Below are 20,563 nucleotides of genomic sequence, written 5' to 3'. Positions count from 1 at the left end.
GTAGGTACCGCGGATCTGGCGCTCAAGATCCTCGGCGGCCGGCTGGCTCAAGCGCGGAGGAGGGTGCCGAACCCCCAGTCGCCCGCTGCGGCCCTGCGGCTCCGGTGGATTTCCTGCACAGCAGTGAACGCCTCCCGCGGCGTGTCGACGACAGTCACTTCGTAGCCTTCGCGCTTAAGGTCACGTGCCCAGCCGGCTGAGCGCAGCACTTGGCTCGTAATGATGACTGGGCGCCCGTGTTTCACCGCGGCCTTGGCCTGATGCATAGTTCCCGACGTCTCTCCAGCTTGGACGATCACAGTCAGAGACGCAAACCCGGACATCGTGATGTTGCGCATTGGGAACTTCGGCTTCGATACGGCTGTTCCAGGGGCAAACTGGGAGAGGAGGAGGCTGTTCGCGACCTCGTCCTGAAGATCACGGTGCTCGGGCGGGTAGTAGACGCCGAGACCAGCGCCAATCACGCCGATGGTGCGTCCACCGGCCTCGAGGGAGGCGCGCATCGCCACGCCGTCGATTCCTCGAGCAAGACCGCTAACGACCGGCACTCCCTGAATTGCGAGGAGTCGCGCAAGACTACGGGCAAATTCCTTACCCCACTCATCGGGCGCCCGAGTACCCACGATGGCTACTGAGTCTTCGTCGCCGACGTCATGAAAACCTTGCCACCATAAAACGGGCGGGGCGTCGTGCACCGTGCGTAGCTGGCGGGGGTATCCATCACCTCTTATTGTCGAGAGATGGAAACCCTGCGCTTCATAGCTGTCTATTGCTTGGCTGGCGGTTCGGATTTCCTGATCGAATCCGTCATCGAGTAGCTCGTTGGAGAACTTCAACCTAAGTACTGCCTCAGCAGAACCGAACTCCTCAATACGCAGCCGAGTCTTGGCCCACGAGAATCGGGGAGTGGTTGCCATCGCGAACAATGCCAAGTCTTCCAATGGCCGTTCCATACGCCCAGACTAGTCCGAGGTCCCGACATTTGCCCTTTCCTCTCTGATGGGAAGGCACGTCAGAGCGAAGCGCGGCGCCGCTCGACGACTATCGCGTGGCCTCAACTGGGGCAGGTCTGCTTCACTTGCCAGAACTACATTCGTATTTATGCGCGTAAGTAGCGAGATGGCCGATGTTCTCATCACGGTGAAGACTTCGCCGCAACCATCCCTCAAGTACGGCGACACTGTGTGCGTTGCAGGTATCAGGATCGACGGTGGCCGCTTCGACTGGGTTCGAATCTATCCGATCCCATTTAGATGGCTCGGTTCGGATCAACAGTTCAAAAAGTACGACGTGGTCCGAGTCGAATTGCGTAGGCGAGACCAGGACTCGCGTCCTGAGAGTTATTCGCCCACCATCGATTCAATAGAGAGAGTTGCTCACAAGGACAAATGGAAGGATCGTGAGCCGATCATGCGGCACGTCGCCCGCACCTCGACCTGTGAAATGCGACGGAATGCATCGGTGGCACATAACGCGCCTTCGCTTGGCATGGTGGATATCGCTGAGATCGTTCGTTTTGACTTCGCTAAGCACCCCGGATGGACTCCCGCGGAAGCGAAGAAAATTGCGGCCGCAATGGAAATGCCGAGTGCCGACCTGTTCGGCTCAAGACTTGTACCGCCGAAGCTGGTAGCGCCGCGATTCAAAGTGAGCTATCGATACCGATGCTCGGAGCCACCGTGTCCCACGCATACGGGCCAAATATTGGATTGGGAGCTGAGCGAACTACAGCGACATCTCAAGGGGAAAAGTGACGAAGAACTTCGAGCTGCGGTCAAGACGAGGTTTGTTTACCAGATGATGAATCCGAGAAAGATGACGTCCTTCTTCATGGGCAATTTTGAGGACCCTCGGAAGAGGCACAACTTCAGTGTGCTTGGCGTGTATTACCCTGACCGGACTACCGCCATGGATGTGCCACTGTTCGACCTCTAGCAGGTCTGGGCGACGTCGAGCAAGAGATTCGCCTCGTGCAGAACTTCATGCCGATGACAATGAAGCTCGGATTGCTCAAAACAGAAGACTGCAACGTGTTGATGGGCAGCGAGCTCGGCCAGTTCGTGAAGTGCATCCGCGGCTGGCTTGGCAGCCAACCTCTCCCGGAAAGTTGCGCGGGCGGCGTTACCGTCATTTGTGCCGGTATATGCATAACCGGCGCGGTTGTCCTTTGGGTTACCTAGTGCCGGGCGATGGAGGTATGCGATCCCGTGTTCGGCTAGGTGAGCGGCTAGTCGGCTCTTCGAGAAACCGGGTTTTCGAGAGATAGCGTTGAGGCGAACGTCTACCAGCAGGGTGACGCCCCATCGCGAGAGTCTGTCCGACAGTTCTTCGACGGCTAAGCCCTCATAGCCAACGCCAATTAGCCCGCCGGTTTCAGTCCACATCGAAGCCATCCTCTCACGAGAACCGCTACTTCTTGAGTCGAGAGGCGGGAGTGCGAGGAACCGTGCCCCACCGCCGTGCATAGGAGCGAACCTTTCGTAGCCTAGCTGTCCCGGCTCGCCCGACTGCGTCGAATCGCCGACTGACTCTGAAGCTTGAAGCAGCGAGTCTCTCTTCCCACCGCCGGTCGACTCAAGACCGCAGAAACCAGCACTGAATCCCGCGCCGCGGAGCCAGCCGTCGCACCAGGCTTTGAGCTGCTGGAATGAGTCTGCTCTTAGCGTGGAACGGTCAGTTTCCTGTACGGTACGTGTCCAGCAATCAGGCGGCATCCGGGATTTACGGAATCACCCACGCGAATGAAGCAGCCCCTGATCAGGAGATTTGACCTCCGGATCTGGGGCTGTTCTCGTTCGCCCTGCGAGAAGAGGATCAGGCGCGCAGGAGCACTTTGCCGGCACGCCCGGGGCGGTTGTGGGCGGCGATGGCGTCGGCAATCCGTTCGAGGGGAAGACTTCCTCGACGGGAAGCGTGATGTCGCCGGCGACGGCCCGCTGAATCACCTCGCCGATCAGGGCACTGCGCGCCTCGGGAGCCAATGCGGGCATCACCTTCGCACCCCAGAAGCCCTCGATCGTGACGCCACGGAAGATGACGTCGGCGATCGCGGCCTCCATTCGCCACGAGGCCATGCCGCCGAACAGCACAAGCCGGCCGCCATCGGTGACCAGGCTGAGCATGTCGCCGGTCGCGGTCCCGCCGACTGAGTCGACGCCCGCGATGATCGCCGCACCGTCAGTGATCTCGGTGACGCGCTCGCGCCAGCCATCCGCGTCGGTAGCGACGATGTTCTGGATTCCTGCCTCCGCGAGCTCCTCGACACCCGCGCTGCGTCGCACGAGGCCGAGAACATTCACGTCCCGGCTGCGGGCGAACTGTGCGACCAATCGACCGACGGCGCCGCCTGCCGCGTTCTGTGCGATCCAGTCGCCCTGGCTCGCCTTCAGCGTGTTCAGCAGCGCGAGCGCGCTTGCTGGCATTGAGATGAGCTGGGCGGCGGTCCCGTCGTCGAGTGAATCGGGCACAGGGACGAGACCGGCCGCGTTCGCGACGTATTTCTCCGCCCAGGCGCCGAACGAACCGCCGGTCACGCGCTGGCCAATCGCGAGGTGAGAGACTCCCTCGCCCAGTGCCTCGACGACGCCGGTCGCCTCGGTCCCAGACGCGGCCGGCAGTTCGGGCTTGAAGCCGTAGTCGCCCGCAACGGTGAGCAGATCGTGGTTGTGGATGGGCGAGGCGGACATCCGAATCAGTACCTGGCCTGGGCCGGGAACCGGATCGGGGACGGTCTCGATGTGGAGTTCGCTGCTGGGGTCGCCGAAAGCGTGGTGGATGAGTGCGCGCACGAGACTAGCCTCCTGTCGGTGGGTCACTCGGTGCAACCCGGTTGTGCTTCGGAGCATTCCGGCGAGAGCATGCTCCATCTCAACGCTGTGAGGGGGCAATTTGTAGACGGGCAGCGATCACCGGTGGGAACCTATCGATGGGCGACGCGGCCCGCATCGAGGGAGAACACGAGATGAGACCACTTCGATACTCGATCAACGTCACGCTCGACGGCTGCTGCCATCACGAGGCAGGGCTTCCCCCGGACGAGGAGTCGATGCGCTACTGGTCCGCTGAGATGGCACGGGCTGATGCCCTGCTCTTCGGTCGGGTGACGTACGAGATGATGGCGCAGGCGTGGCGGAAGCCGGCCACGGGGACCTGGCCCGAGTGGATGGATGAGTGGGAGCTTCCGTTCGCCGAGGCGATCGACAAGGCGAAGAAGTACGTCGTGTCGAGCACCCTGAGCGGAGTCGATTGGAATGCCGAGCTGGTGCGCGGCGACCTAGGGCACGCGCTTGAGCGGCTCAAGCAGGAGCCAGGTGAAGGCTTGTGGGTGGGCGGCGTGACGCTGCCCCTGGCGTTGGCAGATCTGGGACTCATCGACGAGTACGAATTCATCGTGCAGCCGATCCTTGCCGGACACGGGCCGACGTTGCTGGCCGGCCTGCGCGAGCGCATCCAGCTTGAGCTCGTGGAGCGCCATGAGTTCCGGTCGGGAGCTGTCGCCGTGCGATACCGGCCCGTTCCGGCCTGACGATGACGCGGCGGCAGCGTGCGCGCTGCCGCTAGCTCCAGTGCTCGCCGGGCATATTGCGCGCCTCGGCGGCGGGGCCGGCGAGGCGAGTGTCGGGCGCCAAGGCGCTGGATGCAGAGACGGCTGCGCGCTCTGCGGGGTGGAAGCCGATTCCCTGCCCCTCGGCCACCTCGAGGGCGTCGGCTCCCGTAGCCGAGACGCCCCAGACGATGTGATGTCCTGGTCGGTCGAGAGCGTGGACGGCCTCGATGAGGCGGGCCGCGTCGGCTGGAGCGAACCAGGTTTGCGGCCCCAGTCCGGATTCGGGGTCGTCGGAGAATGCGCAGATGCGCGCGGAGACGACGGTCATCCCATACCGGTCGGCGTACATGCTGCCGAGGGCTTCCATCGCGGCCTTCGATACCCCGTAGAACCCCTCGGGACGCGGAATGAGCGTGCCGGTGCGACGCGCGTCTTCCATCGTCGACATTCCGACAGCGTGAATGGAACTCGCGAGCATGATGCTCCCGACGCGCGCGTCCTTCGCCGCCTCGAGCACAGCCTGCGTCCCGTCGATGTTCGTCTGCAGCAGGTCCTCCCACGCCGTCTCGCTCGGGATGCCGGCCAAGTGGATGACCGTGTCCGCGCCGCGGAACGCCTCGCGCAGCGCGTCACGATCGAGAATGTCCAGCTCGATGACGACATCATCGGATGCCGCTGAGCTGACGCGTTTCGAATCGATGAGCACGAACTCCCGTTCTGGTCGGCGCAGCAGCGGCAGCACAGTGGCGCCGATTCTCCCCGCCGCGCCGGTGATCGCGATTCTGTCCATCCGCGCCCCCACCTGTCGTTGGCTTCAGAGTCTTGCACACGGCCGGGCGGTGGCTCGAGAATGGGCACCGGACGAAACCAAGGAGCTGTCATGGCAGTCTTCCGCACTGTTCTCGAATCGACCGGCGGCAACAACGTGGGAATCGTCGTTCCCGAGGAGGTTGTGCAGAGCTTCGATCGAGGCAAGCGCGTTCCCGTCATCGTCACCATCGACGGCGGCTACGCGTACAAGAAGACCATCGGCGTGATGGGCGGTCGCTACCTCGTCTCGTTCAATGCCGACACGCGGAAGAAGACGGGTCGTGGTGCGGGTGACGAGATCGAAGTGGGGCTCGACGTCGACCCTGACCGCTGATCCCGTGCGGTCGGGCGGAGTCACGCTTAGGCGGGCGCGAACTCGAGACCGCCCCAATGGCCGGGCTCGGTCAGCTCACCGTAGGTCAGGTCGACGCCCTCGGACGAAACCGAGGCGGTGCACGCGAGAAGCGACAGGGTCGGGAAGCCGTGGGCGCGGTTGTCGCGGATGATCGCGTCGTCGTCGGTGGGATCGAGTGCCGCGGACCGAGCGACGAGCTGCAGCCACGGCTCCCACCAGCGCTCGCCGTCGGCAACGCCCGTGTCGCGGAATTCGTCAAGCCACCGGGCGATGCGCGGCGTCGCCGGGTCGTCCAGGCCGTCGTGCGCGATCATGTGCGAGCCGGGTTCGAGGGGCGTCGTCGTGAGCTCCACGCCGTTCCACGTGATCACTCGCGCGCCGTGCGCGTCGATCTCGACGAGGTTGAACCCGTGGGCCGGCGGCTCTTCGGCAGGGGAGCGGCCGGCGACGGAGTCGAGGACGATGGCGCCGCGCGAGACGAGCTCGGAGTCGGGGCGCCTGAGCACGTCGGCGCGGTTCAGCAGCACGGCGAGCCGAGACCGCGCCGGGTCGGCGGCGAGCCAGGCTCCGCCAGCGCGGACGTCGCGCACGCCAAGCACGCCGGGAAGGGTGTCGGGCCACCACGCGCCGAGCGGATTCCACGCGCGTGCCGGATCCTCATCGCGCACGGCGAGCAGGCGGATGGGAGCGTCAGCGGCATCCGGAACCCGAATGAAGACCGTGCACACGGCGCCCTCCGTTCTGTTCTGAAGCCGACACTTCCCGACTGTACCGCGTGGGTCGGCAACCCGGCCAAGCGTCACTGCGGCCCGCGGCGTTCGAGGAAGCCGGTGAGCAGCACGTGCACGAGCGGAATGACGGACACGACCATGAGAACGATCGCGACCGGTGTGTTGAAGGGCAGAAGCAGCGCTCCACCGATCAAGAGCCCGGCGAACAGGAGCGCGGAGACGGCGCGGAGGCCGATGCGCTCGAGCCGATTCAGGCGACGTTCGAGGCGCGAGGTGTCGAAGGTGATCTCGCCCTGCTCGATCGTCGTGATGACGGCGTCGATGCGCTGGGGCAGGCGCGCGGTGACGCCGACGGTCGTCCAGGCCTGCTGAGCGACCTCCTTCACGGTGCTGCGAGCCTCATCGCGCAGGAGCTGGTTCGCGTAGGGTTCGACGGCGTCCCACACGTTGAAGGCGGGATTGAGGCCGCTGCACATTCCGGAGGTGAGCGACACGGCGCGGAAGAGCAGCAGAAGCTTCTCGGGAAGCTGGAACGGCAGGGAGCGGATCGTGTCGCCGAACTCGCTCGCGAAGTCGCGGAACTCGCGCGGATCGATGTGGCTGAGCTCCACGAAGCCCATCCCGCCGAAGCGTGCGAACAACTGGGTCAGCGCGCGCTCGAACTCCGCCGTGTTGGCTGCCGGCAGCAGCATGCCGATCTCTTGGGCGGCCTGGACGAGCTTGTGCCCGTCGCGCGCGGCGACCGCGATGACGAGCGCGCGAAGACCGCCCCTGATGCCGTCGGGAACCTCGCCCATCATGCCGAAATCGATGAAGGTCAGCCGCCACGCGGGGCGCCCGCCTTCCGTTCGGCCGGCGATCGGCGTGACGAAGATGTTGCCCGGATGAGGGTCGGCATGGAAGAAGCCGTGGGTGAAGACCTGCTCGAACATGACATCGGCGAAGCCGTCGGCGACGTCTGCCGGGTCGATTCCGGCCGCGCGCAGGGCTGCCGTGTCGTTGATCTTTATCGCGGCGACGTTCGACAGGGTGAGAACGCGTCTTGTCGTGCGTTCCCAAGCGACCTCGGGAACGTTGACGCGCGAGTCGCCGGCGAAGTTCTCGGCGAACCGCTCGGCGCTCGCCGCCTCGTGGAGGTAGTCGACCTCTTCGAGGCTCGTCTGCGCGAACTCCTCGACGAGAGCGCGGACGTCGACGCGCTCCGAGACGATGCGCACCTTGCGCAGCCATCCCGCCGTGCGGCGAAGCGCCGCGAGATCAACGGCGATGATCTTGTCGATGCCAGGGCGCTGCACTTTGACGACGACCTCGCTGAACCCGGCGTCGGCCGCCTGGAGTTCCGAGAGACGGGCTCGGTGCGCCTGCCCGAGGGATGCCGCCGCGATGGGCGTTTCATCGAACCAGGCATAGGCCCGTTCGAGCGGCACACCGAGTTCGGCTTCGGCGAGCTTCTTGATCGCGTGAAACGGCACCGCGGGCACTTCATCCTGCAGATCGGCGAGTTCCGCCGTGACCTCGGGCGGGAGGACGTCCATGCGCGAGGAGAGGAATTGGCCGACCTTGATCATGAGGCCGCCGAGCTCGATGGCGAGCGTGCGGAACCGTCGGGCGAGACGCCGCGTGCGCGCCTTGCGGGAACGCTCCGCGAGCGCCTCGAGGCCGACCCGCGGGAGGAACAGCTCGTACCACCAGATCTGCACGAGCTGCCGTGCGGCAAAGCGCAGAATGCGGCGGTAGCGGGCGCGGTAGACGCCGTCCGTCATCGCGTCATCCTCTCACCGGCCCAGGCCGGGCCTGTGGTTTACCGAGCGACGTGAGGCGAGAAGCCCCGCCACGCCACCGCGTTCAGATCGTCAGCCCTCCGCAAGGATCGAGTACAGCTTACGACGCGCGTCGTCGAGGATGGCGACGGCCTGCTGCGCCTGTTCGGGGGTGCCCGTCCGGGCAACCTGCGCCGTCGCGCTCGCGAGGTCGATGCCGGCCTTCGTGAGCGCAGCGTGACGGGAGCCGTTCCGTGCGCCTTTCGCCTCCCACGGCGCCGGGGCGTCGGCCGAGTCCGCCGCTTCGCGACCGGTATCCGTGAGCGAGTAGGTCTTGCGGCCGTTCAGCTCTTCCGCCGTGATGAGTCCCTCGTCGGAGAGCTGTTGGAGAGTCGGGTACACCGAGCCGGCGCTTGGCTTCCATGCGCCGCCGCTGCGCTCTTCGATCTCGTGCATGATCTGGTAGCCGTGCATCGGCTCGATCGCGAGCAGCGCCAGCACGGCGGCGCGCACATCGCCGCGTGCCATGCGTGAGGGGCCGGCGTGCTGCTCGAAGGACTTGCGAAGCTGATCCATCGCATCGACGATCGCGGACGCGGGACCTCCCGCAGCCCCGAACATGTGTGAGTTGAATGAGTTGTTCACTGTGGCCTCCTCGAAGTGGTGGTTAACGATATATCGTTCACAGTCGGTAGGGAAGAGGTGCGCAACGGTGTACTGATGGTGCCTCCCATACCGTGGCGCGGAGATCTACCGTAGGAGTCATGGACCAGCGAGTCGAGATCTCGGAGTTTCTGCGCACACGTCGGGGCCGGATCACGCCGGAGCAAGCGGGAATTCTTGGTGGCACGCGACGGCGGGTCACCGGGTTGCGCCGGGAGGAAGTTGCGCTGCTCGCCGGCGTGAGCGTCGAGTACTACGCGAGGATGGAACGCGGCAACCTCGGGGGCGTCTCCGCCGAGGTGCTCGACAGCGTCGCCCGTGCCCTCCGGCTCGACGACGCCGAAGTCGACCACCTGATCGACCTGGCGCGGTCCGCGGGACCGCAGCCCGTCCGCTCCCGCAAGCGCCCCGCGGAGCAGGCGGTTCGCCCGACCCTGCAGCGGTTCTTGGACGCCGTCACCGGGGCCCCCGTCTGGGTGCGCGACCGACGCATGACCTTCGTCGCCGCCAACCCTCTCGGTCGCGCACTGTATGCGCCGATCCTCGATGACCCGGTGAACCAGGCGAACACCGCACGGTTCATGTTTCTCAATCCCGCCGCTCACTCGTTCTTCCCGGCGTGGGAGCCGTCCGCGGACGACCTTGTCGCGACCCTGCGAAGCTATGCGGGGCAGAACCCCCGCGATCGAGGCCTCACCGACCTCATCGGCGAACTCGTGACCCGAAGCGACTTCTTCAGAGAGCGCTGGGCCGCGCACAATGTGCGCCACCATCGAACGGGCATCAAGCGCATTCGGCACCCCGAGGTCGGCGACCTCGAACTCGCCTATGAGGCGGTGGAGCTGCCCGCCGACCCCGAATGGTCCATGTTCGCCTATACCGCGGAGCCGGGAAGCGCGACGGAGGAGCGTCTTGCCATCCTCGGCAGCCTTGCCGTCGACAAGACGAGGAGCGTCGCCGACGAGGCCGAGGCTCGCTGAGGGTGCCCTGCCAGTACATGGAAGATCCGTGACTGGTTGGCTGGCGGCATCCGCTATTGAGTGTTCATGAGCACGTTGGCGAACGCATCGCAACGGCAGGTGATTCAGTCGTCAAGAGAGAAGAGGAGCGACACATGCACACCAGGGCACTCGGACAAGGACTCGAGGTCTCGGCCGTCGGCTTCGGCGCGATGGGGATGTCGCAGAGCTACGGGCCGAATCCCGGAGACCGCGATGACATGATCGGCGTGCTGCGCTACGCCGTAGAGCAGGGAATCACCCTGATCGACACCGCCGAGGTGTACGGACCGTACGTGAACGAGGAGCTCGTCGGCGAGGCCATCGCGCCGATCAGGGACCGCGTCGCGGTGGCGACGAAGTTCGGCTGGAACATCGTCGATGGCCGCATGCAGGGCACGGATTCTCGACCCGAGCAGATTCGCCGAGTCGCCGAGGGCTCCCTCAAGCGGCTCGGCGTCGACAGCATCGACCTGTTCTACCAGCACCGCGTCGACCCGAACGTTCCCATCGAGGACGTCGCCGGCGTCGTGGGAGAGCTCGTCGCGGAGGGGAAGGTGAAGCACTTCGGCCTCTCTGAGGCGAGTGCAGCGACGATCCGGCGGGCGCACGCCGTCTTCCCGGTGACCGCCGTGCAGAGCGAGTACTCGCTGTGGACGCGGGATCCGGAGGCCGAGGTGCTGCCCACGTGCGCGGAACTCGGCATCGGCTTCGTGCCGTTCAGTCCGCTCGGCAAGGGCTTCCTCACGGGAACGGTGTCGCCCGGCGACACGTTCGCCCCGGGGGAGATCCGCGCGCGGGTGCCGCGCTTCGAGGCCGAGAACCTCGCCGCCAACGAGGCGCTCATCGACCACGTTCGAGCCCTCGCCGAGCAGCGGAGTGCCACTCCGGGCCAGGTCGCCCTCGCGTGGCTGCTGGCGCAGTATCCGTTCATCGTGCCCATCCCCGGCACGCGGCGACGTGAGCGCATCGACGAGAACATGGGTGCCACGGCAGTCGCGCTCTCAGCTGACGACATCGCGGACCTCAACGCGCTCGTCGAGCGAGTGGGTGTCGCCGGAAACCGCTACGACGATGCGGGGATGAGAATGGTCGGGCTGTAGCCGGCGGCGATGCCTCAGCCGAGGTAGGAGACCAGAAGTACGGCGAGTGACAGCGCGAGCATGCCGAGGCAGTTGACCCAGAACTCGCTGCGCATGAAGCGAACGCGGATGTGCGCGTAGCCGGCGACGGCGAAGTACGCGACGACGCCGGCGTTTGCGGCGAATGCGACCCCGGGCACCGCGAGGCCGAGGAGGAGACCCGCAGCTGCCAGAAGCTTGACGACTACGAGGGTCCACCACCACTCGCGCGGGAAGCGCACGCCGGTGAGGCAATCGCGAACGAAGCGCGGCGGCAACGCGGTCAGAATCGCGTCGCTGAAGATGATCAGGGCGAGAACGACGGTCGGCCACCAGGGACCGGGCAGGAGAATCATCACGACTCCGAATCTGGGCTGGACGAGATGACCGCGACGATGGATCTCAGCTCGCGCAGCGCCGCGGGGAGGTCTGAGCCGCTGCCCGCCCACGCGAAGAGGATTCCGAGGTAGGCGAAATAGACGGTTCGGGATGCCGCTGCCGCACGCTCCGGCGACAGCCCCGACCGGGTGAATTCGTGCGTGAGCGACTGGAGCAGCTCGTCGGCCAGACGCGTGAAGATGACGGAGTCGTGGGAGCCGCGCACCAGCAGTGCCGCATACTCTCGCGAGAGCTTCTCGTCACTCGAGAACAGCTCGAGGAACGGCTGAAGCAGCGCCAGGATGCGTTCTCCCGCATCGCCATCTGGCGCTGTCACAGGACGACGCTGCTCGCGCTGCATGGTGGCAACCGCGGATTCGAACACGGCGACGAGCAGTGCGCCCTTGTCGCCGGCGGCCATCACGGTGCCCGTGCTGACTCCCGCCTCGATTGCGATCTGCCTGATAGAGGTTGCCGAGAAACCCTGCTCCCGGAAGAGCCGCTCAGCCACCGAAATGACGTGCAGGCGGGTCTCGTTCCGACGGTCACTCCGAGACTGAACGCGTTCACTGAACATGTTCAGTACTGTAGCGCGCGGGAAGGCGCATCCGCAACCTTCACCGTCGTGGCGCGATCCGCCACCCCCTGTTCACCACGGGGCAGTCGACGTAGCATGGCGAGCAACTCTCGAAGGAGAAGATGCATGTTCGCAAGGAAGCTCCTCACAACGGGCGCTCTCGTCACCGCCACCGCGGCCGTGGGGTCGATCGCCACGCAAGACGTCGACAGCCGCTGGTACCGCAAACTGCGCAAGCCCGACTTCCAGCCGAGCCGCAGCGTGTTCCCGATCGTGTGGCCGGCGCTATACGCGAGCATCGCGCTCGCGTCGGCGGGCGTGCTCAGCGTCGGCGCAAAACGGCGCGCGGCTCGCACTCGACTTGTCACAGCGGCAGGGGGAGGGGAGGCCGCCGAAGCCGTCGCCCCGGACAACCCGGCGCGCGGCTACCGCCGCGCTCTGCTCGCGAACCTCGCGCTCAACGCCGGCTGGTCGTGGACCTTCTTCCGCATGCACGACCTCGACCTCGCTCGCGTCACGGCGAGTGGCTTGGCGGTCAGCAGCACAGACCTCGCGCGCCGCGCGGGCCGGGTGAACAAGGGCCTCGGTCTGCTGCTCGTTCCGTACGCCGCGTGGTGCTGGTTCGCATCGCTTCTCACCTCGCGCATCCGAGCGCTGAACAGCTGAGTCGCGCACCGAGGCAGAGGGGCCTTGCCACCAGTAGAGTGATGCGCGTCGAGGGAGGCGTGCGTGCGGCATTCACGCGTGGGGGACGCTGGGACTCGCGGTGGGCGCTGTGGCAATCCTTGGCGCATTCGGGGCGATCGGCATGTCGGATCGACCCCTGCAACGCTCCATTGCGTACCGTGTCGTCTCAGCCTGCTGGGGTGCAGGTGCAGCGACCATCATCGCGTGCGTCTTCTTGGCGGCTCTCGATGGATTCTCGGGCGGTATCTTCGTTTTCTACTTCGCGATGATCCTGGGGTTTCCCGCCGCGGTCACGGCGGGATTGCTCATCGGCCTGGCGGAAGCAGCAAAGACGTCCCGTGCGAGCCGGTCACGCGCGATACGTCAGTGAGCGGTTCGCCCGCCGCGATCCTGGATCTCGAAAGGTGTGAGCGCTTCAGCCTTGAGGATCAGCGCATGCTTCTCGCGTTCGTTCTGCGTCAGCTCCGCCGCGGCGATCAGCTCGACCCGCGCCTCCTCCCGCCTGCCCAGCCGGGCGAGCAGTTCGCCGCGCACGCTCGGCAGCAGGTGCGAGCCCCGCAGTGCGCCTGCCGCGGCCAGTTCGTCGACGATCCGCAGAGCGCTTGCGGGGCCGGTCGCCATCGACACGGCGACCGCGCGATTGAGATCGACGATCGGGTTGGGAGCGAGATTCCCCAGTGCCTCGTAGAGCAGCACTATCCGGTCCCAGTCCGTCGACTCGACGCTCGACGCGAGAGCGTGGCACTGCGCGATCGCGGCCTGAAGCGAATACGAGCCCCGTCCGCGGCCGAGCGCGTCGGCGCGAGCGAGGGACGCGCTGCCGCGACGAATCTGCGCCAGGTCCCAGCGCCCCCGCTCCTGGTCGGCGAGCAGAATCGGGTTGCCGGCGGCATCCGTTCGCGCACCAAACCGCGAGGCCTGGAACTCCATGAGGGCAACGAGCGCGTGCACTTCGGGCTCGCGCGGGAGCAGACCGGCGAGCACGCGGCCGAGCCGCAGGGCTTCGTTCGCGAGATCGGGACGCATCCACGCGTCTCCCGCCGTCGCCGCGTAGCCTTCGGTGAAGACGAGGTAGACCACGCCCAGAACGCCGCTCAGGCGCTGCGGCCACTCGTTGGGCTCCGGCGTCTCGAATGGCACGTGAGCCTCGGCGAGCGTGCGCTTCGCGCGGGTGATGCGCTGCTGAACCGTCGCGACCGGGGAGAGCAGCATCCGCCCGATCTCCACCGAGGTGAGACCGCCAACGACTCGAAGGGTCAGCGCCACCTGCGACTCGCGTGACAGCACCGGGTGGCACGCGGTGAACACGAGCCGGAGCACGTCGTCACCGATCGGCCGCCACTCGTCATCGCGAGCCTCCTCGAGGTTGCGCGCGAGCTCCCGGTAACGCTCTTCGAGCCGGTCCCGGCGCCGCCATGCGTCAATCGCGCGCCGCTTGGCGACGGCGGTGAGCCACGCACCCGGATTCGCGGGGACGCCGTCCGCGTCCCACTGCTCGAGGGCGGCGATGACGGCGTCCTGCGCGAGATCTTCGGCGAGGCCGACATCTCCCGTGACGCGCGCGAGGGTCGCGACGACCCGAGCGCCCTCGATGCGCCAGATCGCTGCGACCCTCGCGTGCAGATCAGCCATTGGCCGTGGCGCGCTTCGCCTGCTCGTCGCGCCAGCCCTCCTCCTTCTTCACGTACTCGTTGTCGGCGTAGTCCTCGAAGTCGGTCATGTCGGTGACGCGACGCACTTCGAGCTTGCTGCCCGGGCCGAGCGGGCACCGGCTCGCCCATTCGATCGCCTCGTCCTTGCTCGACACTTCGATGATCCAGAAGCCGTTGAACAACTCGTGGATCTCGCCGTACGGGCCGTCGGTGACGATCGGCGTCTCGGCGGCGAAGTCGACGACGAAGCCCTCGTCGGCATCCGACAGCCCTTCGCCGGCGAGCAGCACGCCCGCGTTCATCATGGACTCGTTGTATCGGCCCATCGCGTTGATGACCTCTTCGAAGTCCATCTCCTTGTAGGCCTCGACCGCCGTCTCGCTCACGTTGCGCATGATCAGCATGTACTTCATTGTGTGCTCCTTGAGTAAGAGGACGCCTCTGCGTCCTTCTACTATGTCGTCGAACGGCGAGGCACGGAATCGACATCGACGGAAAAGAAACTCGGATGCCGCCACTCAATCGCGCCAGAGCGCTCTGAGTACGCGAATGCTCTCATCGAGGTCGATGTTCGAGTGCTGGCTTGCCGACGACGAATATCTTTACGTCGAGCACCCGTAAATCGCAGACTATTTGTGGGCGAGTAACTGGTACACGCGAGCACGAGTGACCCCGAGGACACGTGCAGCGTCCATCACAGACATCCGATAGGTGTGACGAAGCGTGTGCGCCGCTTCTCGCCGACTGCGAGCGGCCTGCGTTGTAGCGACGTGCGCCTCTTCGTCGAGTTGTGCGGCGCGCTCGAGAATGGCGGCGACGTCGTCGGGTCGCACGATATCGACGTCGAGATCGAAGGAGTCGGGATCAATACGGAGCGCGCCGGCGACTAGGTCCCGTCCCATCTCGTCAACTCCGGCAAGTGAGCGTGCCTGGGTGCGGTAGTCGATGTCGGGGGCATCGATGATCCACCATGAACCCTGGCGGGAGATGTTGAGTTTGTATGTTGTGCGGACCATTACGTTGCTCATTCCAGATGTCAGGAACATGTCCGACGATCTTTTCTATGCTGCGCAGTACACCGGGCGATATCTTCCGGTGACGAGGCAGAGGAACCGCGCGAGAACCGTCCCTTGCCCACCACGTGTGAGGACCAGTTTCGCGCTCGATCGTGTACCCGATCGTCCGTAAGAATCGCTCGACCTCGCTGCGTTTGACGTCCTTCATAGCAATTGTATACCCCGGCATAGACAGACACTGTTTATCCCGCATAGGCACCGTCGAGAAGTGGAGCGGTGAACCAGATGCAAACACAACACCAGCATGAGCGACGTGTTCAAGTCTTGTCTCGAGGAGAGACGTGGATAACGGATTATGCGGCCTGCTGTGGAGGGCAACTTTGCGTTACCTCGCAAGACCCCGGAGCTCGGATGCCGCTGAGCGTCGTTCGCGCTTCCTGCCGCGTCCTGCTGCTCAGCGTGTGGTGAGGCGGCGGGCGACCGCCAGCATCCGTTCGGCGAAATCCGTCGCGTCGCGGCGGTTGAGTTCTGGATATGCCTCGGGCAGTGCGCTCGCGAAGTAGAGCCCGTCGCTCATGAACAGCAGGGCAAGAGCGATGTCGGCGTCGTGCACCTCGGCCATGAGTGCGTCGTGCCAGCGAGACCTCGTCTCGGCGAGGGCGGCGGTTGCGTCGCGGTCGCCGCCCTGTGCGAGCGCCACGGTGGCGTTGATCACCACGTCGTACTGCGTGCCGGCATCGGTCGACGTGCGGATGAAGTAGGCGACAGGTCCTTCGGGAGCCGCGGCCATGGCCACGTCGTCTTCCTCGACGAAGCGGTGGAGACGGGCGAGGACGCCGTCGACGAGCGCCTTCTTCGATCCGAAGTGGTACAGCAGGCCGCCCTTCGAGACACCGGCGCGCGCGGCGACGGCCTCGAGAGTCGCGCTCTTCTCGCCGCCCTCAATGAGCAGGGCGCAGAAGGAGTCGAGCAGGCGGTCGGCGGTGGTTCGGGTCTCAGCCATGATGCTACTATACCGTCCAGACGGTACAGTTTCGACGGAGGTGGAAAATGCAGACTGCGGAGGTCCCCGTGGTGCCCCGGGCCGGCATGCGCGAGTGGGTCGGCCTCGCGGTGCTCATGCTGCCCGTGCTGCTGATCTCCGTCGACAACACGATCCTCAACTTCGCCCTGCCCGAGATCTCGGAAGCACTCATACCGTCCGGAACGCAGCTGCTCTGGATCCTGGACGTGTACCCGCTCGTGCTCGCCGGACTCCTCGTGACGATGGGCAGCCTCGGCGATCGCATCGGGCGCCGCAAGCTCCTGCTGATCGGCGCCGCAGGATTCGGCATCGTCTCGGTGCTCGCGGCATTCGCGCCGACGGCCGAAGCACTCATCGCCGCGCGCGCGGCGCTCGGGCTGTTCGGCGCGACGCTCATGCCCTCGACTCTCTCGCTGCTGCGCAATCTGTTCCTCAACCGCGAGCAGCGGCGTCTCGCCATCGCCGTGTGGGGCAGTGGCTTCGCCGGCGGCGGCGCGCTCGGCCCGATCGCCGGCGGCTTCCTGCTCGAGCACTTCTGGTGGGGCTCCGTGTTCCTGCTCGCCGTTCCCGTGCTGCTTCCCTTGTTCGTGCTGCTCCCGCTTCTCGTCCGCGAGTCGAAGGACCCTGTCGGCTCGCGCATCGACCTGTGGAGTGCTGCGCTTGTGCTGCTCACGATGGTGCCGCTCGTCTGGGCGATCAAGAACGTCGTCGATCAGGGCGCGAACATCGCGTCCGGGCTCGCCCTTGTCGTGGCGATCGTGAGTGGCGTTCTGTTCGTTCGCCGGCAGCTGCACCTTGAGCACCCGCTGCTCGATGTCTCCCTGTTCAGGAATGCGGTGTTCAGCGGGGCGATCGCGATCAACCTTCTCAGCATCATCGCGTTCGTCGGCGGCCTGTTCTTCATCACACAGCACCTGCAGCTCGTGCTCGGCCTCTCGCCGATGATCGCCGGACTCGTTCTCGTGCCCGGACTCGCCGCGATGATCATCGCAGGACTCGTCGTCGTGCCGATCGTCCGACGTGTGCCCGCCCACATCGTCATCGCCGTCGGACTGGGCTTCTCGGTGCTCTGCTACGGCAGCATCGCCGTGCAGGGCGGCACGGTCAGCGCGTGGGGAATCGCCCTCGCCATGGTCGCGCTCGGCATCGGAGTCGGCGGCGCCGAGACCGTCTCGAACGACCTCATCCTCGCCAACGCTCCCGCCTCGAAGGCCGGAGCGGCGTCTGGACTGTCAGAGACGGCGTACGAGCTGGGATCCGTGCTGGGCGTCGCGACTCTCGGCAGCGTCCTGACAGCCTCCTACCGCGGCCACATCGAGATCCCTGCCGGCGTCAGCAGGGCGGATGCCGCGGCCGCAGGTGAGACAATCGGCGGCGCGATGCACGTGGCAGGCGAGCTGCCCGAGGCGATCGGCAACGCTCTTCGCGAGGCGGCGATCACCGCGTTCGGCAGCGGGGTGTCGATCGCGTCCTGGCTCGGCGCGGGCCTCATCGTGGTGGCGATCGTGGTGTCGCTCGTCACGCTGCGCCGCGCGTCGTAGGCGCCGTTAGTCATAATCGATGCATCGCACATTATGAGTAACGCCGTTACTCATAATCCTCGACACGGTTCTTATGAGTAACGCTGGTCCCTCTGGGATCGCACGTGGCTGTTGTCACCCGCCGCGGGTGGCGAGGATGACGATACCCGTGCCGTTCTCGTCACAGGCCTTCGAGATCGCGTCGCGTGTCTGCGAGACGTCGTCGATCACATCGAAGCGCTCCCTGAAGGGGCAGGGATCAGGGCGAGGCTCCATCGTCTCTTCAGCATGAGGTGATCCTAGCGACCTGCCCACGCACCGACGGTAGAGCTGCGGCCCAGCTCAACTCATGAAGCGCTGAACCACCTGCGCTCGGCACAGCAGCTCGGCCTCGAGGCGGTCCACGAGTTCGCGTCCTCGCTCCTCCCTCGCGGACCTTTCTGATGGCGAGGACCAGCCGGAATCCAGAGAGACGTTCGCTTCCCAATCGGCCTGCCACTGCCGCAGGTCCTCGCCGAGGCGACCGCTGATCCCGAGGTCCTCTGGCTCGAGCGGTGTGTGCTCGCCCCAGAGCGGATAGGCAACTGTCCACTCGGGGTAGACGAACACGATCGGGAGTTCCCCGACGAAATCATCTGCTGGTGTCGAACGCGTTCCGAAGCGTCACTGCCGCTGGCACTCGCCAAGCCCGGGAGCGTGCGGCATTGTGGGCCCTCCTCCCAGTCACGGCACACGTACACCGTGCCGAGGACGCGCAAGGATTGCAGGGCCCTCGGTCAGCTCGCCCGGCGCGCTCGCGCGGCGCGAGCGGCATCCGTTCCCACGCTCAGAAGGAGGCCGGCGGCGAACAGTGCGACGGTGACGGCCGGCAGCGTGCCGAGGCCGCTGTGCGAGAGGATCAGGCCGCCCAGAAGCGCTCCGCCGCCGATGCCGACGTTGAACGCGGTCGTCTGGAGCGCCGCGGCGAGATCGCGCAGTCGGAATGACGCGGTGTGCAGCATGCGCGTCTGCAGCATGGCCGGGATGCCGCCGAACGCGACGCCCCACAGCACGAACGCCGCGGTCGCGACGGCCTGGTTCGCGGTCGCGAGAGCGAACACGGTCACGGCGGCCATGAGGGCGAGCACCGCGATCGCGAAGCCGCGCTTGGGGAACCGGTCGGTGGCGAAGCCGGCGATCACGAGGCCCACGGCGCCGGCGCCGCCGAACAGGAACAGCAGGAACGCGACGCTGTCGGCCGAGAATCCGGCCGCTTGCACGAGCCACGGCGCGATGTACGTGTAGAACGTGTTGTGCGCCGTGAGCATGAACAAAATCACGATGCAGACGATGATGATGCCGGGCAGGCTGCGGTCGCGGCGCACGGGAATCGCGATCTCGCCCGTGCGGAGCGGGACCTGATGGTTCACGGCCGGCAGGAACCGCACGACGACGATCGCGAGCACGACGACGATGCCCGCGATGATGGCGAAGGCGGCGCGCCAGCCGAGCTGGTGGCCGAGCGCCGTTCCGACGGGAACGCCGAGCACGAACGCGGCCGATCCGCCGCCCGAGGTGATGGCGACGGCACGGCCGAGCTGGTGGGCGGGCACGAGGTGCGCCGAGTAGGCGGCGACGACAGCCCAGAACAGGCCGTGCGCGAGCCCGCCGAGGATGCGCGCGCCGACGAGCAGCTCGTAGGTGGGCGCGATCGCGGCGAGCAGGTTCGCGAGCGCGATCACGAGAAGCACGATGACCACGAGCGCCTTGCGCGACACGTTGCGGGTGACGGCGGCGAGCGGCGTCGTCGCGACGACGACCGTTCCCGCGAACACGGTGACGAGGTAGCCCGCCGTCGAGAGGCTCACGTCGAGCTCCTTCGCCATGTCGGGCAGCAGCCCCGTCGGCAGAAACTCGCTCGTGACCGAGACGAAGATCGCGCCGGCGAGGGTGAGCAGTCCGATCCAGGGGAAGCGTGCGTCGTCTGACGCGGAGTCGTGCGAGGACACAGCGGGCCGTTCGTGAAGGGGAAGAGCAGAAGCGTCCAGCTTACGGGTTCGCCGTTCGCCCAGTCGCCGCCCGTACGCTGTGCCCATGAGCGACATCGAGACCCGACGCAGCCCGTGGCTGCGTGTCGGAGTGTCGATCGGCACCATCCCCGCCTACCTGCTGCTCGTGCACCTGCTCGGCGGCATCGTCTACCGCGCCATGCAGAGCGGGCTCACGCAGGTCGACCGCCTCGTCTCGGCGGGCGTGTGGGCCGTTCTCGGCGCGATCGTCGTCGGCGGCCTCGGCGTGCTGCTCTCCCGGCGCGGCACCCTGTACTGGTGGGTCGCTCCCGTCATCGGTCTCGTCGCGCTCGCCGAACTCGTCATCGTCGTTGTCGCCCTGTTCGTGCCGGGCGGTGAGGCGCCGGCATCCGCTCTTCTCTCGCTCGCCTCGCCGCGCTTCTGGGCCGTGCATCTCTGGATGCCGCTGACGCTCGCCCTCTGCGTCGCTCCGCTGCGGCGGCGCTCCCCTGTCAGGGCGGCGCTCATCGGCGTGATCCCGTATCTTGCCGCGGGTCTCGTTTTCATCACAATGCTCTGGCTGGGGCTGTTCTGACGCCGCTCCGCTCGCGGCATCCGATCGCCGCCCCGCGAGATCATGCGGAACTTCGCGCCGCCATATATCACGCGGGATCGGGCAAATCTGAGGGGTCTCCGGGTATCTCGCCCAGCTGTTGAAGCGACTACAGGGCCTCGGT

25 protein-coding genes are annotated in these 20,563 nt (G+C 66.1%); 9 read left to right on the top strand and 16 right to left on the bottom strand.

Annotated features, from left to right (window positions below):
• Positions 1-47: 47 nt before the first annotated feature.
• Positions 48-953 carry a DNA-processing protein DprA gene (locus tag BLV49_RS04940; protein ID WP_091180692.1) on the bottom strand — a complete coding sequence of 302 codons (906 nt, stop codon included), beginning with the start codon at positions 951-953 and terminating at the stop codon, positions 48-50.
• 166 nt (positions 954-1,119) lie between these two features.
• Here BLV49_RS04940 and BLV49_RS16675 point away from each other — a divergent pair, with 166 nt between their 5' ends.
• The gene (locus tag BLV49_RS16675) at positions 1,120-1,935 is read left to right on the top strand and encodes a DUF8757 domain-containing protein (RefSeq protein ID WP_143033958.1); all 816 of its coding nucleotides are present in this window, start codon (positions 1,120-1,122) and stop codon (positions 1,933-1,935) included.
• Here BLV49_RS16675 and BLV49_RS04935 read toward each other — a convergent pair.
• Positions 1,932-2,384, bottom strand: a complete 453-nt coding sequence (locus BLV49_RS04935; RefSeq protein ID WP_218132594.1) for a DUF488 domain-containing protein — start codon at positions 2,382-2,384, stop codon at positions 1,932-1,934. The genes BLV49_RS16675 and BLV49_RS04935 overlap by 4 nt on opposite strands.
• Before the next feature lie 345 nt (positions 2,385-2,729).
• Positions 2,730-3,788, bottom strand: coding sequence for an alcohol dehydrogenase catalytic domain-containing protein (locus BLV49_RS04930; RefSeq protein WP_342706614.1), 1,059 nt, complete (start codon positions 3,786-3,788; stop codon positions 2,730-2,732).
• A gap of 173 nt (positions 3,789-3,961) precedes the next feature.
• Between BLV49_RS04930 and BLV49_RS04925 the strand changes: the two genes are divergently transcribed.
• Positions 3,962-4,525 (top strand): dihydrofolate reductase family protein, encoded by a 564-nt coding sequence (locus BLV49_RS04925; RefSeq protein ID WP_091186795.1) that lies wholly within the window; start codon positions 3,962-3,964, stop codon positions 4,523-4,525.
• 31 nt (positions 4,526-4,556) lie between these two features.
• Here BLV49_RS04925 and BLV49_RS04920 read toward each other — a convergent pair whose 3' ends face one another.
• Positions 4,557-5,336, bottom strand: coding sequence for an NAD-dependent epimerase/dehydratase family protein (locus tag BLV49_RS04920; RefSeq protein ID WP_091180684.1), 780 nt, complete (start codon positions 5,334-5,336; stop codon positions 4,557-4,559).
• A 90-nt stretch (positions 5,337-5,426) separates the two neighbouring features.
• On the opposite strand from BLV49_RS04920, the gene BLV49_RS04915 reads away from it, so the two are divergent.
• Entirely contained in the window at positions 5,427-5,690 is a 264-nt protein-coding gene (locus tag BLV49_RS04915; RefSeq protein WP_091180680.1) for a DUF1905 domain-containing protein, read from the top strand.
• Between the two features lie 26 nt (positions 5,691-5,716).
• Here the strand turns inward: BLV49_RS04915 and BLV49_RS04910 are convergent, their stop codons facing one another.
• The 3 genes from BLV49_RS04910 to BLV49_RS04900 all read right to left on the bottom strand — a co-directional run bounded on the left by BLV49_RS04910 (position 5,717) and on the right by BLV49_RS04900 (position 8,847).
• Positions 5,717-6,439, bottom strand: a complete 723-nt coding sequence (locus BLV49_RS04910; protein WP_091180677.1) for an NRDE family protein — start codon at positions 6,437-6,439, stop codon at positions 5,717-5,719.
• 71 nt (positions 6,440-6,510) lie between these two features.
• On the bottom strand, positions 6,511-8,205 hold the full coding sequence (locus BLV49_RS04905; protein ID WP_091180673.1) for an ABC1 kinase family protein: 1,695 nt from the start codon (positions 8,203-8,205) through the stop codon (positions 6,511-6,513).
• A gap of 90 nt (positions 8,206-8,295) precedes the next feature.
• Positions 8,296-8,847 (bottom strand): PadR family transcriptional regulator, encoded by a 552-nt coding sequence (locus BLV49_RS04900; protein WP_245723538.1) that lies wholly within the window; start codon positions 8,845-8,847, stop codon positions 8,296-8,298.
• A gap of 119 nt (positions 8,848-8,966) precedes the next feature.
• On the opposite strand from BLV49_RS04900, the gene BLV49_RS04895 reads away from it, so the two are divergent.
• Together BLV49_RS04895 and BLV49_RS04890 are read left to right on the top strand one after the other, a co-directional pair.
• On the top strand, positions 8,967-9,845 hold the full coding sequence (locus BLV49_RS04895; protein WP_091180670.1) for a helix-turn-helix domain-containing protein: 879 nt from the start codon (positions 8,967-8,969) through the stop codon (positions 9,843-9,845).
• Positions 9,846-9,979: 134 nt separating this feature from the next.
• Positions 9,980-10,966, top strand: coding sequence for an aldo/keto reductase (locus BLV49_RS04890; RefSeq protein ID WP_091180667.1), 987 nt, complete (start codon positions 9,980-9,982; stop codon positions 10,964-10,966).
• A 14-nt stretch (positions 10,967-10,980) separates the two neighbouring features.
• On the opposite strand, the gene BLV49_RS04885 is transcribed toward BLV49_RS04890, so the two are convergent.
• On the bottom strand, positions 10,981-11,340 hold the full coding sequence (locus BLV49_RS04885) for a DoxX family protein (protein WP_176980872.1): 360 nt from the start codon (positions 11,338-11,340) through the stop codon (positions 10,981-10,983).
• Positions 11,340-11,939, bottom strand: a complete 600-nt coding sequence (locus BLV49_RS04880) for a TetR/AcrR family transcriptional regulator (protein ID WP_091180663.1) — start codon at positions 11,937-11,939, stop codon at positions 11,340-11,342. Before BLV49_RS04880 ends, BLV49_RS04885 begins: the two co-directional genes overlap by 1 nt.
• A 126-nt stretch (positions 11,940-12,065) precedes the next feature.
• Between BLV49_RS04880 and BLV49_RS04875 the strand changes: the two genes are divergently transcribed.
• Both BLV49_RS04875 and BLV49_RS04870 read left to right on the top strand, forming a co-directional pair.
• Complete coding sequence (locus BLV49_RS04875; RefSeq protein ID WP_091180659.1) at positions 12,066-12,605, top strand: TspO/MBR family protein; 540 nt, start codon at positions 12,066-12,068, stop codon at positions 12,603-12,605.
• 109 nt (positions 12,606-12,714) lie between these two features.
• On the top strand, positions 12,715-12,996 hold the full coding sequence (locus BLV49_RS04870; protein WP_091180656.1) for a hypothetical protein: 282 nt from the start codon (positions 12,715-12,717) through the stop codon (positions 12,994-12,996).
• On the opposite strand, the gene BLV49_RS04865 is transcribed toward BLV49_RS04870, so the two are convergent.
• From BLV49_RS04865 to BLV49_RS17300, 5 genes are all read right to left on the bottom strand, one after another.
• Positions 12,990-14,258 carry an RNA polymerase sigma factor gene (locus BLV49_RS04865; RefSeq protein WP_091180653.1) on the bottom strand — a complete coding sequence of 423 codons (1,269 nt, stop codon included), beginning with the start codon at positions 14,256-14,258 and terminating at the stop codon, positions 12,990-12,992. The genes BLV49_RS04870 and BLV49_RS04865 overlap by 7 nt on opposite strands.
• Entirely contained in the window at positions 14,251-14,691 is a 441-nt protein-coding gene (locus BLV49_RS04860; RefSeq protein WP_091180649.1) for a YciI family protein, read from the bottom strand. Before BLV49_RS04860 ends, BLV49_RS04865 begins: the two co-directional genes overlap by 8 nt.
• A gap of 216 nt (positions 14,692-14,907) precedes the next feature.
• Positions 14,908-15,294, bottom strand: coding sequence for a hypothetical protein (locus tag BLV49_RS04855; protein ID WP_091180645.1), 387 nt, complete (start codon positions 15,292-15,294; stop codon positions 14,908-14,910).
• Entirely contained in the window at positions 15,185-15,502 is a 318-nt protein-coding gene (locus tag BLV49_RS04850; RefSeq protein ID WP_091186783.1) for a type II toxin-antitoxin system HicA family toxin, read from the bottom strand. Before BLV49_RS04850 ends, BLV49_RS04855 begins: the two co-directional genes overlap by 110 nt.
• A gap of 246 nt (positions 15,503-15,748) precedes the next feature.
• Complete coding sequence (locus tag BLV49_RS17300; protein WP_091180641.1) at positions 15,749-16,297, bottom strand: TetR/AcrR family transcriptional regulator; 549 nt, start codon at positions 16,295-16,297, stop codon at positions 15,749-15,751.
• A 47-nt stretch (positions 16,298-16,344) separates the two neighbouring features.
• Here BLV49_RS17300 and BLV49_RS04840 point away from each other — a divergent pair, with 47 nt between their 5' ends.
• On the top strand, positions 16,345-17,859 hold the full coding sequence (locus tag BLV49_RS04840; RefSeq protein ID WP_091180638.1) for an MFS transporter: 1,515 nt from the start codon (positions 16,345-16,347) through the stop codon (positions 17,857-17,859).
• Between the two features lie 321 nt (positions 17,860-18,180).
• Here BLV49_RS04840 and BLV49_RS16840 read toward each other — a convergent pair whose 3' ends face one another.
• Together BLV49_RS16840 and BLV49_RS04830 are read right to left on the bottom strand one after the other, a co-directional pair.
• On the bottom strand, positions 18,181-18,447 hold the full coding sequence (locus BLV49_RS16840) for an immunity protein CdiI family protein (protein ID WP_091180636.1): 267 nt from the start codon (positions 18,445-18,447) through the stop codon (positions 18,181-18,183).
• A 167-nt stretch (positions 18,448-18,614) separates the two neighbouring features.
• On the bottom strand, positions 18,615-19,826 hold the full coding sequence (locus BLV49_RS04830; protein WP_176980717.1) for an MFS transporter: 1,212 nt from the start codon (positions 19,824-19,826) through the stop codon (positions 18,615-18,617).
• A gap of 85 nt (positions 19,827-19,911) precedes the next feature.
• On the opposite strand from BLV49_RS04830, the gene BLV49_RS04825 reads away from it, so the two are divergent.
• Entirely contained in the window at positions 19,912-20,421 is a 510-nt protein-coding gene (locus BLV49_RS04825; RefSeq protein WP_143033957.1) for a hypothetical protein, read from the top strand.
• Positions 20,422-20,563: the final 142 nt, after the last annotated feature.

The organism is Paramicrobacterium humi (genome assembly GCF_900105715.1).
Lineage (GTDB): Bacteria > Actinomycetota > Actinomycetes > Actinomycetales > Microbacteriaceae > Paramicrobacterium > Paramicrobacterium humi.
Note: the sequence above shows the minus strand (reverse complement) of the source record. Positions and strands in the feature narration are given on the sequence as shown.